General features: G+C 46.8%; 13 protein-coding genes. 6 read left to right on the top strand and 7 right to left on the bottom strand.

Annotation, left to right across the window (positions count from 1 at the left end):
• Nucleotides 1-10: 10 nt before the first annotated feature.
• The gene (locus tag FD968_RS06490) at nt 11-328 is read right to left on the bottom strand and encodes a c-type cytochrome (protein WP_215364810.1); all 318 of its coding nucleotides are present in this window, start codon (nt 326-328) and stop codon (nt 11-13) included.
• A 207-nt stretch (nt 329-535) separates the two neighbouring features.
• On the opposite strand from FD968_RS06490, the gene FD968_RS06485 reads away from it, so the two are divergent.
• The 5 genes from FD968_RS06485 to FD968_RS06465 are packed head-to-tail and all read left to right on the top strand — an operon-like array spanning nt 536 to nt 5,864.
• Nucleotides 536-2,257, top strand: a complete 1,722-nt coding sequence (locus FD968_RS06485) for a glycosyltransferase family 39 protein (RefSeq protein ID WP_215364806.1) — start codon at nt 536-538, stop codon at nt 2,255-2,257.
• The gene (locus FD968_RS06480; protein ID WP_215364804.1) at nt 2,254-3,537 is read left to right on the top strand and encodes an exo-alpha-sialidase; all 1,284 of its coding nucleotides are present in this window, start codon (nt 2,254-2,256) and stop codon (nt 3,535-3,537) included. Before FD968_RS06485 ends, FD968_RS06480 begins: the two co-directional genes overlap by 4 nt.
• The gene (locus FD968_RS06475; RefSeq protein WP_215364802.1) at nt 3,537-4,157 is read left to right on the top strand and encodes a hypothetical protein; all 621 of its coding nucleotides are present in this window, start codon (nt 3,537-3,539) and stop codon (nt 4,155-4,157) included. The genes FD968_RS06480 and FD968_RS06475 overlap by 1 nt, the downstream gene beginning before the upstream one ends.
• 49 nt (nt 4,158-4,206) lie before the next feature.
• Nucleotides 4,207-5,475, top strand: coding sequence for a DUF3300 domain-containing protein (locus FD968_RS06470; protein WP_215364800.1), 1,269 nt, complete (start codon nt 4,207-4,209; stop codon nt 5,473-5,475).
• 20 nt (nt 5,476-5,495) lie between these two features.
• Nucleotides 5,496-5,864, top strand: a complete 369-nt coding sequence (locus FD968_RS06465) for a Rap1a/Tai family immunity protein (RefSeq protein WP_215364798.1) — start codon at nt 5,496-5,498, stop codon at nt 5,862-5,864.
• A gap of 74 nt (nt 5,865-5,938) precedes the next feature.
• Here the strand turns inward: FD968_RS06465 and FD968_RS06460 are convergent, their stop codons facing one another.
• From FD968_RS06460 to fabI, 6 genes are all read right to left on the bottom strand, one after another.
• On the bottom strand, nt 5,939-6,925 hold the full coding sequence (locus tag FD968_RS06460; RefSeq protein WP_215364796.1) for a tripartite tricarboxylate transporter substrate binding protein: 987 nt from the start codon (nt 6,923-6,925) through the stop codon (nt 5,939-5,941).
• Between the two features lie 96 nt (nt 6,926-7,021).
• Nucleotides 7,022-7,867 (bottom strand): CoA ester lyase, encoded by an 846-nt coding sequence (locus FD968_RS06455; protein ID WP_215364794.1) that lies wholly within the window; start codon nt 7,865-7,867, stop codon nt 7,022-7,024.
• A gap of 12 nt (nt 7,868-7,879) precedes the next feature.
• Nucleotides 7,880-9,256, bottom strand: coding sequence for an MmgE/PrpD family protein (locus FD968_RS06450; RefSeq protein ID WP_215364792.1), 1,377 nt, complete (start codon nt 9,254-9,256; stop codon nt 7,880-7,882).
• 37 nt (nt 9,257-9,293) lie between these two features.
• The gene (locus tag FD968_RS06445; protein WP_215364790.1) at nt 9,294-10,178 is read right to left on the bottom strand and encodes a MaoC family dehydratase N-terminal domain-containing protein; all 885 of its coding nucleotides are present in this window, start codon (nt 10,176-10,178) and stop codon (nt 9,294-9,296) included.
• 22 nt (nt 10,179-10,200) lie between these two features.
• Nucleotides 10,201-11,538 carry a chromate efflux transporter gene (gene chrA, locus FD968_RS06440; protein WP_215364788.1) on the bottom strand — a complete coding sequence of 446 codons (1,338 nt, stop codon included), beginning with the start codon at nt 11,536-11,538 and terminating at the stop codon, nt 10,201-10,203.
• Nucleotides 11,535-12,320, bottom strand: a complete 786-nt coding sequence (fabI, locus tag FD968_RS06435; protein WP_215364785.1) for an enoyl-ACP reductase FabI — start codon at nt 12,318-12,320, stop codon at nt 11,535-11,537. Before fabI ends, chrA begins: the two co-directional genes overlap by 4 nt.
• Before the next feature lie 50 nt (nt 12,321-12,370).
• Between fabI and FD968_RS06430 the strand changes: the two genes are divergently transcribed.
• Nucleotides 12,371-14,239, top strand: coding sequence for an extracellular solute-binding protein (locus FD968_RS06430; RefSeq protein ID WP_215364783.1), 1,869 nt, complete (start codon nt 12,371-12,373; stop codon nt 14,237-14,239).
• Nucleotides 14,240-14,243: the final 4 nt, after the last annotated feature.

Genomic DNA, 14,243 nt, shown 5'->3' with positions numbered 1-14,243 from the left:
GATCTCCTAATTATTTCTTGCCAAGTTGATTGGCGATGATTTCGAGTTGCTCGTCAGAGTAGCCTTTGGCTAACTGCGGCATGATGGTGCCTTCACGTGCTCCAGATTTAAATGCCTTGAGTTGGGTGAGCATTTGTTCGCTGGTCAGATTGTTAATAAGTGGCATGCCGCCATCAACCACACCTTTGCCATCAGTGCCATGACAGTTTGCACAGGTTGCCGCCAAACTGCGGTGATAGAGCTTAGTAGCATCTGCCGATTGGGCCTGACTGAATCCGCTTGCCGTAATAAGGCTCAATATGGCGCCTAGCAATAAGGCTGATTTCATTTGTTTTACTCGCATAGAAAACAATCTCCGTTCATATGAATATGCGCTAAAAGTAGACTGCCGCATAAAAGTTTTTCTAGCCCTATCTTAAACAAGAAATCCCATATTAGGGGTGTATGCCTCATAGGGATTTTTCATAAGCTCATACGAAAAACTATATAGCTGGGCATTTCTATGGTTAATGGCTTAAGCCTATAAACTATAGCCATGCGTGGCTCATTTCCCCTTCGGTATGCACTTCTAACCCTGGTTTTAGCGGTATTTACCTATCTGTATGGTTTAGATAGTCGCTTTGCCCCCAAAAATGGGGATGAATACCCTTATATGCACATCGTGCGTATGACGGCGGATGCTGGTAATTGGTTGCCACTTCAGTCACAAATGGATGGTATTAAAAATACCAAGCCGCCACTCATTTTTTGGCAGGGCATTGCCAGTACCAGTTGGGCGAGTCAATGGAGTTTAGAAAATCTACGATGGCCTAGCGTTCTCTATACAGGACTGACTGCATTTTTTCTTTTTTTAGCTGTACGTCGATTTACCGGTAAAACGCAAACAGGATTCTTAGCTGCGCTCATTTGGCTATCCTTTTTTGCAACGTATCGTTACGGACGGCCATTCCTCACCGACCCACCTGAAGTGTTCTGGCTCAGCTTGCCATTTTGGGCGCTCTTATATTGGGGCAAGAGTGCTTTTGAATCTAAATTCTTATTCCCAGTTTTAGCGGGTCTCTGCTTCGGTTTAGCGCTCTTTGCAAAATCGTTTGCTTATATCGCCCCAGCTTCTTTAGCTCTGGGTTTGTATTACTGGCATTGGCGCAAATGGAGTATTCCTGAAACGCTGATTCGAGATCTTTATAAATTCATCTTCATTGTTCCATTGGCATTGGGTGTCTTTGCTTTATGGTTTGCATTAGATCCACAGCCAGAGGCAGTTTGGCGGGAGTTTGTGCTGGGTGAGAATGCAGGAAAGTTCACCGCTCGCAGCTCAAACTACTTTATGGATTTGATTCGTGGTGGCGATAGCATTTGGATGCTACTGATTACAACGATCGCGAATACAGGCCTATTTACCTTTGTGCTGGTATCCACCTTGATGCAATGCTGGCGTGAACGTCGTTTCTTATCAGCAGAAGAAACTTTATTGCTATTGTTGATCAGTGCTTTTTTTGTTGTATTTAGCTTGCCAAGCCAGCGCTCCGGTCGTTATTTATTACCAGTGATGCCAGCGTTTGCAGCGCTGATTGCTTTGCACTGGAAGCGCTTACCTTTATGGGGCTTCCGGATTGCTCTCCTATTGCAACTGATTGTGTTGGCAACTTTGCTTTGGCTCGGGATTAACCTACAGACCTCTCACTTTATGGGTGAAGCAGGGTCTTGGACTTACGCACTTTGGCACTGGCTCTTGATGGGTATCACTGTCATTGCAGTCGTCATGGGCTTAATGAAGCGTGATCAATGCAAGGCGCTTGCCTTAGCAGGGTGCTTTTTGACTTATTGCGCTTTAACCAGCAGCCTCAGTCCATTAGAAGCTCAGTTGGGTCGTTTTTCTGCTCAAACCATTACGCAAGTTCAAGGTAAAGATGTCTGGATTCCGTGTGACTATCGGGCAAAAGATGAAGAATACCGCTTGCTATTGCCTGGCACTCAATTGCATGGTTATCTGGCAAAAGATGCGGCCGATGTAGAGGCGCTTACAAAAACCTATCCTTTGGTGGCCGTGCACTCACCCTTAGGTGTCGCACCAAGGATCTGTGAGTCCTGCCAGATTATTGGCCACAGAATGGAAATGAGGGCGCGTCATTCCAATGAGGAAATCAAAGCCATGTTGCTAGGCAACATTGGCGAACATTTATTTGTTACTGAATACTTAATAGCAACCCCAGTTACTAATGCCGATCTGCTGAATGTAAAGGATGTATGTAGATGAGTCGTGTCATAGCGCTGTGCTTTTTATTGTTGGCTGCTGTAGTGGGCTTTATCCATATTGATAGCCGTCCAGTTTGGGCGCCTTTTTCAGTCAATGAAGTTGTTGTACTTGAAGTAGATGAGGCAGATAAGGCCGATAAGGCTGATAAAGCGCCAGTAGAAACAAAAACCACTGCTAAGACAAAAGCACCAAGCCAAATACCGATCCCCAATCCACGAACTGATTGGTTACCAGATACTGGTGCTCCTTCAGTTCATGCTGCCTCACTCATCGCTTTAAAAGATGGCAGTGTGAGAGCATTTTGGTTTGCAGGTAGCAGGGAAGGTGCGGCCGATGTTGTCATTAATACAGCAGTGTTTGATCCAAAAGCTAACTCCTGGGCAGCACCCACTGTAGTCATCGATCGTGTGGCTGCAGAAAAAGGCTTATCACGCTACATCGCAAAGCTAGGCAATCCTGTGCCTGCACGTTTAACGGATGGTCGTCTGCAATTGTTTTTTGTTACCGTCTCCATTGGCGGTTGGGCTGGAAGCTCTATATCCACGATACTTTCCGATGATGATGGCTTGACTTGGGGTCGTCCTCAGCGCTTGATTACTTCGCCTCTGATTAATTTAAGCACTTTAGTGAAGTCGCCCGCAATCCACTTTGCTGATGGGCGTTTAGGGCTGCCTGCTTATCATGAGTGGATTGGACGCTTTGGCGAGTTTTTAAGATTAGATGCAGGTCAAGTCATCGATAAACGACGTATGAGTTCCGGTCGTGGCGCTATTCAGCCAGCAGTATTTGTCAATGAGTCACAAGAGGCTACTGCATATTTCCGCCAGACAAGAAGCGCAGGGCAGCCAAAGCAGATTCCTGTAAGCCATACTCAAAATGCAGGCCAATCATGGCAGTCAGTTGCCGATCTTGAGATTGCCAATCCGAATTCTGCAGTTGCAGGATTGACTCTTCAGAATGGTGCCCATATTTTGGTGCTCAATAATATTGAAGCGGGGCGCCATCGCTTGGTATTGATGATGAGCAATCCTAAATCAGGGCAATGGCACGTGATTGAAACGCTAGAGAATGATGAGGCCTTGCCTGATCCGGAGCGTAAAGAGTTTTCTTATCCTTATCTCATCAGCGCTACTGGTAATGACGCACATTTGGTCTATACCTGGGATCGTAAAAAAATCCGCCACCTCTATTTTTCAAGTCCATGGCTTGCTCGTGCCTATAGTCAATTGCCAGTGCAGACGAATAACGAACCCGTTGCTGATGTGAAGGAGGCACAATAATGAACAATCTGATGCAAACCTTCGCCTTGATAGAGATGTCTATCACTAGCTCTCTCATCTTGATTTGGGGGATTCAGAAGCTTTCTGGGCAAGAGTTCCCATTTGGCGCAAAAGCAATATTACTTCTGATTCTTGCGAATCTCTTTTTCTGGCCTCTCGGAATGTCTATGGAGCTTCCGTTGGCAGCTTACGTACGTGGTGTAGTGGGTGATTTGAGTATTGTGAGTACTTTATTGTTGTGGTCCACCTTGCTGCCAGTCAAGAAGGGTACTCCAATGGCATTCAAGTTCAGCGTCGCCATCATTGCATTAGGTTTTTATCCTTTTGCATTGGGTCTTGGCATGATTGATCCTTATGTATGGGGATACGGCTCTATTGCGTTTTTTATTGTTGTTTTGGTATTTGCCGTGATCTGCGGACTTGCTCATTGGACCAAGGGAGTTTGGATTATTGGTTTAGCCATCATTGCTTGGGGTGTTCATTGGCATGAGTCTCCCAATCTTTGGGACTACCTCTTAGATCCCTTCTTAGCCATTTGGGCTATCTTTGGACTTTTAAGTGCCGTTATGCATAAGCGTAGAGAGAAAGCACGCTCTGGATATTTATTTAGACCAGGTTAATTCCTATTTAAATGCAAAGTAGTAAAGTGAGATCGATACTGAGGCAGACATGAAACAGGTAAGTCAAAAAAATATTTCCGCATGGAATAACAAGGGTGGATTACTTGCGCTAGTGACGATTGCTTGCGGATCCCTCCTGAACGGATGCGTCATGAACCCTGGCCCATATCAGGAGAGTGGATATTATTACCCTCAGGGTTATATGCAAAGCGGCGGCTACGGCAACCAAGGCTACACTCAAGATTCAAGTTATAACGCTGGCCCACAAACCATTTCTACTGCGCAATTACAGTCATTGGTTTCTCCAATCGCGCTTTACCCAGATTCCTTGCTCTCGCTGATGTTGCTGGCTTCCACCTACCCATTAGAAGTGGCTGAAGCCTATAACTGGCGAAACAGCAATGCTTCTTTAAAGGGTGATGCATTACAAAATGCACTCAAGGCACAATCGTGGAACGATAGTGTCAAATCTATCATATCGTTTCCACAGGCATTCAATATGATGGGCAGTAAGTTACAGTGGACCCAAAACTTGGGTAACGCTTATAAGCTTCAAGCTGCAGATACGATGAAAGCAGTACAAGTCTTAAGAAAAAAGGCTTTGGATGCGGGTACTCTGAAGTCTAATAAAGAAATTACCGTCACCACTGATGCAAATGGCAACATCTTGATTGCCCCAGCCAACACCAAAGTGGTTTATGTCCCAAGTTATAACCCTACCGTAGTCTATGGACCATGGCCATATCCCGACTACCCACCGTATCCTGTCTACGACCCCGCTTGGGGAATGATGGCTTTTGGTTTAGGTTTTGCGATTGGCGATGATTTTTGGACTTACCCCAATTGGAATAACGGCACGATCAACTCTACAACCATTAATCCATCTGGTCGCATACCTTCTCGTGCCATTATTGGACCTGCAAGCATTGCTAATCAGCAACGCTTACTCAATGACTGGAGAAATAACGCTACGCCACAAGAGAGACAGGCTGCTCGCACAGATGCTCAGCGTGCTAACAATGCTTTCCAGAAAGACGCCACACCTCAAGAAAGAGATCAAGCGGCGCGTCTAAATCAAGAGGCGCGTAATGATGCCCAAATGGATAGATCTGATCCCAATATTTATCGTGAGGCTGCCCAAGAAAATGCCATGCGTGATCAAGCACGTTTTGATAGCGACCAAGATCGCTCACGTGGCTTTGGCGGTGGTCACATGGATGGATTCAGTGGGGGCGGTGGCGGAGGTCATATGAGCGGATTCGGTGGTGGCCACATGGGTGGATTTGGTGGTGGCCACATGGGTGGCTTTAGGCGTTAACTTTTTTAGAGAAGAGAATTATGAAAACATTACCAGCAACATTCTTACTAATTGCATCCATTCTTTCCTTCACGCCTGGTGCATTTGCGCAGAAAGACCTTCCGGCTGATGACGCTAGCACGGCCGCATTTGTTGAACTCTGCAAAAATCCTAATGATGAGCAAGGCCGCAGTTTTTGTTTCGGTTTTGGTGAGGGCGTATATCAGCAATACTTAGCGAGTCGCGCTCCAAATGCACAGCCATCCATTTGCTTTGCGAGCAAGACCGAGACTCGCAACCAAGTCTTACAAAAGTTCTTGGTATGGACTAATGCCAATCCTCAATTCAGCAAAGAGAAGGCAGCCAAATCTTTAATGCGCTTCTTTACCCAGAGCTATCCGTGCAAGTAGACAATTAAGCAGTAACTGGGCAATAAAAAACCAGCCGAGGCTGGTTTTTTATTGGATGCAGATCGATTAAAAACTTAGTCTGGGATATTCGCTTTACGAATGACTGGACCCCAAACGTTGATTTCAGTATCAAGGTGATCCTTAAGTCCCTTAGGTGTTGCCTTGCTCGCTGAAACGATATCAATGTTGGCATCATCCAAACGCTTTTTCACGTCTGGTGAATTCAACGCCTTCTTCAGAGCAGCATTGAGCTTATCCAAGACAGGTTGTGGAACGCCTTTTGGTGTGTAAATGCCGTGCCAAACTTTCACTTCAAAGCCTTTCATACCCTGCTCATTAAGGGTTGGCACGTTTGGAATCGCTGGCAAGCGCTTCAAGGTGGTTGTACCGAAGGCCTTCACACGACCATCTTTGATGTAAGGAATGGTTTGTGTAGTTTGGTCACACAAGAGGTCAACTTGACCGCCTAATAGGTCAGTCAGGGCTGGGCCAGTACCTTTGTATGGGATGTTGGTCAGCTTAACTCCCAAGCGACTTTGGAATAACAAACCGCAAAGTTGTGAAACTGCACCAGGACCGGCGTTGGCCATAGTGACTTTGGAGCCGTTGGCTTTGATGTAAGCCTCGAGTTCTTTAAAGTTGTTTGCTGGCAAATCTTTTTTACCCAGCAATACCATTGGTACGTCGGCTACTTGACCAATGTATTCAAAGTCTTTCATTGGGTCGTAGGGTAATTTGTCGTAGAGCGCATTTGCAGTAGCCATACCCATGTGGTGAATGTAGATGGTGTATCCATCTGGGGCAGAGCGGGCAACCTTAGTGGAGGCAATCGTGCCACCAGCGCCGGGAACGTTTTCAACTACAACGGTTTGACCTAAAGCTTGACCCATTGGCACAGCAATTAAGCGCGCAATAGAGTCAGTTGGACCGCCCGCAGCAAAAGGAACAATCATCTGGATGGATTTGGTTGGCCAGTCTTTTTGGGCAGCAGCAGTACCAGCATTAAATGTGCTAGCAGCGATTGCACAGAAACTAGCAAGCAGTGATTTACGTAATTTCATGGTTAGTCTCGAGTCTTTGTTATTAAAAGCGTTTGGATACAACTTTACTGCCGTTCATTTTGCCATTTTTTTGGCGAAATTGAACTTGTCCGTATATTAGTGTTTACCAGCAACTGCTAAGGTTCTTTGCGCCAATAACACTACTGGGCGATCAATCATTCTGCCATCGAGCTTCACTGCGCCGCCTTTTGAGGCATGATCCGCCTCTATAACCCTCTGCGCCCATTGAATTTCTTCTTCGGTCGGCATGAAGGCTGCCTTCACAATAGCCACTTGCTTAGGATGGATGCAGAGTTTTGCGCCAAAGCCCATGCGTTTCGCACGTTCCGCATCATCTGTAATGCGAGGAAGATCATCCGTTGAAGGCGTAACCCCATCTACAGGAGGGGCAATTTGGGCTAAGCGAGAAGCTAAAACGATTTGATAGCGAGCCGTTTGTAATTCTGTTTCTTGTGGATCACACATCATTCCCAAGTCAGCTTGCAAATCAAGATTGCCAAGCGCAAGACGAAGTACTTGATTGGCATTGGAAATTTCACGCAGGCGATCTAGGCCAATCGCAGTTTCAATCATTGGAATGATGGCAGTGTTTGGAAGTACGAGGGCTGCACCATTAATTTGATCTGCTGACTCACTCTTGGGAATCAGTAAACAGCCTACATTTAATTCCTGAGCCAAAATAAGATCGGCAGAATAAAACTGGGTTCCAGGTGCATTGGTACGAATCACTAGGCGTTTTTTCTGCTCTACAGAAAATGAAGGCCAGGCAGTACGAATAGCATTGCGTGCGGTTTCTTTATCTCCTTCTGCAACCGCATCCTCTAGATCCAGCACAACACCATTCGCGCCACTATCTAATGCCTTGATAAAACGCTCAGGGCGCGTGCCAGGTACAAATAAAAAGTTGGAGCTAAAACCTAAAGGGGTATCAAGTGGATTCATCGAAGTGCTGATTTATTGGCTAGGAAGTAAAGAGCCTATCTTGGCTTGTTTGCGGATATTCCACAAGAGATCAATTGCTGTATTCATCTCTTCAGGGCTTGCGCCACCACTAAAGGCAGCTAAGCGCATGGCTTTAGTGGTGATCTCAGTGCGAGAGAGGGTATTACCAGGATCGCCCTTGGGTTCATCAACTCGACCATCCAGTATCTGACCATTATTTAAGTGCACTTTGACTTTGCCAATCCAGCGTTGTGGATAAGCGCCATCAACTTCAGGATCGAGCGTCATGGTAACGCGATCTCTAAATAAGCAAATCGCATCATCATGAAAGTGTTCATCGAATTCTTGTAGGCCAGCAAACTGATAGTGAGCGATCAGTGCTAGCACGGTACCCATTGAGAACTTTGATTGATGCACGGTCGCTGGATCGGTCACTGGACCTAAGACGTCAATCGCGCCTTGGTGCACTAAGGTTTCTACTTTAGCGATATCACTAGGCTTGAGTTTATTTGCCAGCATCACCTGGAGTAGTGCATCAGCAGCAGGGTGGGTATGGCGGCAAGAGGCGTGATATTTAAAGCTGGTTTCTGCTAAAGCCCAGCGACTACCCAAGCGGTCAACTAATTTGCTGGGGTTTGCATCGCTAGACATGCCAGCAGCCAAACCTTGTTTACCTTCTAGGATATGTTGTGCACCTGTAAAGCCGGCTTGCGCAATGTAGGCAGACATTAAGCCGGTAGCGGCAGCGTGTGCAGTGTGTAGTTGTTTAGAGTCCGCGGCATCGCGTAAAAATTCCCAAAGACCTGCTGATTGTGTGCCGGCAGAACCAAAGGCATGTAGCATTTGCTCAGCATTGAGCTTCAACAAGCGACCCACCGTAGCGGCAGCAGCAATTGTGCCGGCAGTACCAGTGGTATGAAACACTTTGTAGTGTGAGCGACCTAAGAATTCACCGACTCGAATACCGACTTCATATCCTGCCACTGCGGCAACCAACATCTCTTCACCTGAAGTGCCAATCGCTTGTGCGCAGGCCAAGGCTGGAGGAAACACTACAGTAGCCGGATGAAAGACTGAGCCGTTATGCACATCATCTTGTTCTGCCACATGGGATGCAGCAGCATTAGCCATCGCTGCCAAGAATGGACTGGAAGTCTTGCGTGTGATGAGGATTTCAGAAGGGCCGGCGTGAGCAGCATTAAAGCCACCCATGTTTTGAGCAAATTGAGTGATCGTCTCCACTGGACGTGAACCTTTACCCGCCACTGCCGAGCCAAACCAATCCACTAAAAGATCTTCGGCACGACTAATGACATCCTGAGGAATGTCGGTAATCTTGAGATTAGCTGCAAAGCTCGCAAGCTCTCGTGATAGATCTTCAGTAGTCATTTCGTATTGTCTCTATTGATTTGAATTTGCAATTGGATTAAGCGAGTACAGCAGTCGCTTGCATGGTGAGCCAGCCTTCATGATCTTGCGCCCAAATAGAAATCGTTTTTCCAGAAGGATCTTCTTCTAAATCTGGCTTAGCGCAGACTTTGAATAGATTGATATCAAAAGTAGGGCGTATGGCGCGGAACTCAAAGCTTTTCAACTGGCAACCTGGAATGCTTTGACGCACGAGATCGACGAGCAGAGTGGCAATGAGCGGACCGTGCACAATCAGGCCTGGATAGCCCTCAACTTCGGTTACATACTTGCGATCGTAGTGAATGCGATGCCCGTTAAAAGTTAATGCTGAGTAGCGAAACAAGAGAACATCATCTGGAGTAATAGTCTTGCTCCATTTGGCATCTGTAGGCGCTGGTGTTGGCGCTACCGGTTTGTCATCAGGACCTGGAGCATCGCGGTACACGATGTCATGTTCTTCAATAATCGCCAAACCTTTTTGATTGAAGATCTCATGCTTGACTAAAACAAAAATTAAATCCCCAGTACGGCCCGCTTTATGGGTCACCGATTCAATTTTGGAAACACGTTTGATCTCATTGCCAACAGTAAGCGGCTCTAGCCATTGAATACGACTTCCAGCCCACATCCGACGCGGTAGTGGCACAGGTGGCAAGAAACCACCACGCTTAGGGTGACCATCAGGACCAATTTCAGACTGACGTGCATGGGGCAAGAAATACAACCAATGCCAAAGTTCTGGCAAAAAGCTACCTTTGGTTGGCTCGGGATCGGGTCTATCTAAAGTTGCCGATAAAGCCCGTACCGGCGCAGCAGTCACAGTGTCGGTAAGAGTCTCGGTTTTGCCGAGCCACTCTTGAAGATGGGTGATGGTTTGAGGTTCGATTCGCATATCTTCCATTATGCCAATCTTGGGAAAAAGCTTAGCTGATCAACATTCCGGCAAAGTAGATCAGTAGTCCTGCTAGGGCGCAGCCACCAAGAACCGTCATAACGCCTTTTTGGAACTTCAATAAGGCTAATCCCGCTAAGCCACAAATGATGATGGAGATCCAAGAAATCGAGCCACCTAAGCCATGAGGTAAAAACACATGATAGGCAAAAAACAGACCCAGATTGACGATGACGCCAACTACTGCTGCAGTGATTGCAGTCAGTGGTGCAGTAAATCCAATCTTGCCATGCGTTGATTCCACCAATGGACCGCCAACCAAGATAAAAAAGAAGGATGGCAAAAAAGTAAACCAAGTGGCCACAACAGCACCGAGTGTGCCAAACCAAAAGGGGCTGCTATTACCGATGAGATGCTGTATGTGTCCGGCGAGATAACCGACAAAAGCCACTACCATGATGAGTGGTCCTGGAGTGGTTTCACCAAGCGCTAATCCATCAATCATTTGATTGGCGCTCAACCAATGAAATTGATCGACTGCACCTTGATAAACATAGGGCAGTACTGCATACGCACCACCAAAGGTGAGGAAGGCGGCCTTAGTAAAGAACCAGGCAATATTGGGGTAGAGCGTTTTCCAGCCAAAGATAGCAATCAAGAGGCCAATCGGTAGTAGCCAGCAGGTAAAAGCAATGGCGCTATGTAACAAAGTCTTTTGATAGTTGAACTGCGCATGTGCTGGTGTGGGCGTGTCGTCATCAATGAGGGCACCACCATCGCTGTTGACAGCCTTGCTACCATGACCTACTTGTTGAAAATATTCTGGATACTGTTTGCCACCCCAATAACCTATTGCTGCAGCAATTAACACAATGATGGGGAAGGATAGGTTCAAAATAAAGATGGCCAAAAATGAACCCAATGCAATCCACTGCAATGCTTGATTGTGAATCGTGCGTTTACCAATACGGATTGCCGCATGCAGAACAATGGCTGTCACAGCGGGTTTGATGCCAAAGAAAATCGCTGCGATCCAAGGCACTTGTCCGTAGGTGAGATATACCCAAGACAAGGCAATCAAAATCAATAGTGAGGGCAGTACAAACAAAGTACCTGCCAAAATGCCGCCCCAGCTACGATGCATGAGCCAGCCGATATAAGTCACCAGTTGTTGTGCTTCAGGTCCAGGTAAGACCATGCAATAGTTGAGCGCATGTAAAAAGCGCCGCTCAGAAATCCAGCGACGCTTCTCAACTAACTCTTGATGCAGAACGGCGATTTGTGCTGCGGGGCCTCCAAAGCTGATAAAGCCTAGCTTGGTCCAGAACTTGAGGGCCTCACGCAGGGTGACTGCTGAAGGAACGCTCAAGCGTCTTCCATTCCACCTATAACTTGGCTAAAGCCGTTGTCTACATAAATGATTTCAGCGGTAATGCCGTTTGCCAAATCAGATAACAAGAAGGCGGCAGTATTGCCCACATCATCAATCGTTACATTGCGACGTAGTGGTGCGGTTTGTTCAACAGCTTCTAAAATCTTGCCAAAGCCTTTGATACCAGAAGCAGCCAATGTTTTGATTGGGCCCGCAGAAATACCGTTTGCACGAATGCCCTTGGGCCCAACGGAACCGGCAAGGTAACGTACAGATGCCTCGAGCGAAGCTTTTGCTAAACCCATGGTGTTGTAGTTGGGAACATTCTTCATTGAGCCTAAGTAGGTCAAAGTGAGCAATGAAGATTTATCGCGCAACATGGGTAATGCTTCTTTTGCCATGGCTGGGAAGCTGTATGCAGAAATGTCATGCGCAATCTTGAAGCCTTCGCGTGAGAGACCTTCTAGAAAGTCACCGGCAATTGCCTCGCGTGGCGCAAAGCCAATCGCGTGTACAAAACCGTCAAACTGAGGCCAGGATTTTGCTAAATCCTTGAAGAGGGCGGAAATCTGCTCATCGCTGCCTACATCACAGTCAAAAATGAGCTCGGTATTGAATTCTTTTGCAAAATCGACAATACGGTCCTTAAAGCGCTCACCTACGTAGGTAAAGGCAAGTTCAGCACCTTCACGGTGGCAGGCCTTGGCAATGCCATAGGCGATGGAGCGGTTGGAGAGGAGGCCGGTAATGAGGATTTTTTTGCCGGAGAGAAAGCCCATGTTGTGTCCTTTGCTTCAAATATGATTTGCTATCTACAATTGTTGCATATATGCCAGCTCAAACCCTTTTTCGCCAAACTGCCCATTTCTTACTGCTAGCTCTGCTAGTGGGGCTTAGCGGCAATTTTGTGCAAGCGGCCCAAGGAATTGCGCAATACGGTAAGCCAAAGTATGCAGATGGGTTCGCCCATTTTGACTACGTCAATCCCAATGCGCCTAGAGGCGGCACCCTGACTTTGCCAAATCCAGGTCAACGAACCAGTTTTGATAAGTTCAATCCCTACACCTTGCGTGGTGTCACAGCTCCTGGAATTGATTTGATGTTTGAATCTCTTGCCGAGGGTAGCGCGGATGAAGTGTCGAGTATTTACGGTTTACTTGCTGACGATATTGACGTTGCTAAGGATCGTAAATCAGTCACCTTTCATATTCGGCCAGAAGCCAAATTTTCTGATGGCACGCCAGTGATGGCTGCAGATGTCAAACATAGCTTTGATACATTAATGAGTGGCCTTGCACATCCTCGTTATAAAACGACTTTTGCCGATGTGAAGCAAGCGGTCGTGATTTCAGATCGAGTGGTGCGCTTTGATTTCAAGAATAACAATACAGAACTACCGATCATGGTAGGGACGCTACCCATCTTCTCTCGCAACTGGGGCAGGCGTCCAGACGGCACCATGATTGCGTTTGACAAGATTGCCTTTGAAACTCCGATTGGTAGTGGACCTTATCTGATTGAGTCCTTCAAGGCTGGCAAGTCGATTACCTATAAGAGAAACCCACAGTACTGGGCCGATCAATTGAGTAAGCCTTTAAATGTGCGCGTTGGGTTTTATAACTTTGATCGCGTCCTATACAAACTCTATAGCGATGATGCTGTGAGACTTGAGGCATTTAAAGCGGGTGAGTTTGATGCATTGGTAGAGTACCGTGCCAAGATCTGGGCTAAAGGGTATGTCGGCTCTAAGTTTGATAACGGCACACTCTTAAAGAAAGCCTTCATTAATCATAATGGTGCTGGTATGCAGGGCTTTGCCATGAATGTGCGCAAACCCACTTTGCAAGATCCACGCGTTCGCCAAGCATTGGGTTTGGCTTTAGATTTTGAGTGGCTCAACCGCCAAATATTTTTTGATCAGTACGGTCGCATCAATAGCTACTTTACCAATAGCGATTTGAGCGCCAATTTCGATGGTCCTCGTAAACCTACAGAAGCTGAGTTGAAACTACTGAGACCACTCAAAGCTAAATATCCACAGTGGGTGCCTGATGCCGTCTTTGGTCCGATGCCTGCGCCGCCTTCAACCAAGTCGCCAGGCAGTCTGCGGCAGAATCTTCGCCAAGCCCGTGAATTACTCATGCACGCTGGCTGGCAATATCGCGATGGTGCACTCCGCAATGAAAAGGGCGAACCATTTCGGATTGAGATGGTCGAGAACGGCGGATTTTTCTTAAGAGTGCTTTCTGCTTATGGCCGCAACTTAGAAAAGTTGGGTATTCAGTTAGACATTCGTACGAGTGACTTTGCTTTGTATCAAAAGCGCATGAATGAGTACGACTTTGATATGACGACAACGCGCTTTCCTGATTCACAAAATCCTGGAAATGAATTATGGGATCGTTTTGGCAGTCAAGCGGCCAAAGAAAAAGGCTCTGACAATATCATCGGCATTCAATCACCCGTTGTCGACGCTTTAATTGAAGAGATTACAAAGGCGCAAAATCGTGAAGAGTTGCGTGCTGCTTGTAGAGCGCTCGATCGTGTACTGTGGAATAGTTATTACGTGATACCCCAGTGGTATAACCCAACACATCGTGTTGCCTTCCGCAATGAGATGCGTTACCCAGAGCCTCCTTTGTATTACCAGGCAGAGCCTTGGATCATGCAAAACTGGTGGAAAGAGGAGGCTAAATAATGCA

Origin of the sequence: Polynucleobacter sp. AP-Titi-500A-B4 (assembly GCF_018688095.1) — a bacterium.
Taxonomy (GTDB): domain Bacteria; phylum Pseudomonadota; class Gammaproteobacteria; order Burkholderiales; family Burkholderiaceae; genus Polynucleobacter.
This window is presented reverse-complemented; position numbering and strand designations above follow the sequence as displayed.

Bases quoted from the DNA above. Each gene is read 5' to 3' on its own strand.
- FD968_RS06490 (WP_215364810.1), bottom strand. From the start codon at position 328: ATGAAATCAGCCTTATTGCTAGGCGCCATATTGAGCCTTATTACGGCA.
- FD968_RS06485 (WP_215364806.1), top strand. From the start codon at position 536: ATGCGTGGCTCATTTCCCCTTCGGTATGCACTTCTAACCCTGGTTTTA.
- FD968_RS06480 (WP_215364804.1), top strand. From the start codon at position 2,254: ATGAGTCGTGTCATAGCGCTGTGCTTTTTATTGTTGGCTGCTGTAGTG.
- FD968_RS06475 (WP_215364802.1), top strand. From the start codon at position 3,537: ATGAACAATCTGATGCAAACCTTCGCCTTGATAGAGATGTCTATCACT.
- FD968_RS06470 (WP_215364800.1), top strand. From the start codon at position 4,207: ATGAAACAGGTAAGTCAAAAAAATATTTCCGCATGGAATAACAAGGGT.
- FD968_RS06465 (WP_215364798.1), top strand. From the start codon at position 5,496: ATGAAAACATTACCAGCAACATTCTTACTAATTGCATCCATTCTTTCC.
- FD968_RS06460 (WP_215364796.1), bottom strand. From the start codon at position 6,925: ATGAAATTACGTAAATCACTGCTTGCTAGTTTCTGTGCAATCGCTGCT.
- FD968_RS06455 (WP_215364794.1), bottom strand. From the start codon at position 7,867: ATGAATCCACTTGATACCCCTTTAGGTTTTAGCTCCAACTTTTTATTT.
- FD968_RS06450 (WP_215364792.1), bottom strand. From the start codon at position 9,256: ATGACTACTGAAGATCTATCACGAGAGCTTGCGAGCTTTGCAGCTAAT.
- FD968_RS06445 (WP_215364790.1), bottom strand. From the start codon at position 10,178: ATGGAAGATATGCGAATCGAACCTCAAACCATCACCCATCTTCAAGAG.
- fabI (WP_215364785.1), bottom strand. From the start codon at position 12,320: ATGGGCTTTCTCTCCGGCAAAAAAATCCTCATTACCGGCCTCCTCTCC.
- FD968_RS06430 (WP_215364783.1), top strand. From the start codon at position 12,371: ATGCCAGCTCAAACCCTTTTTCGCCAAACTGCCCATTTCTTACTGCTA.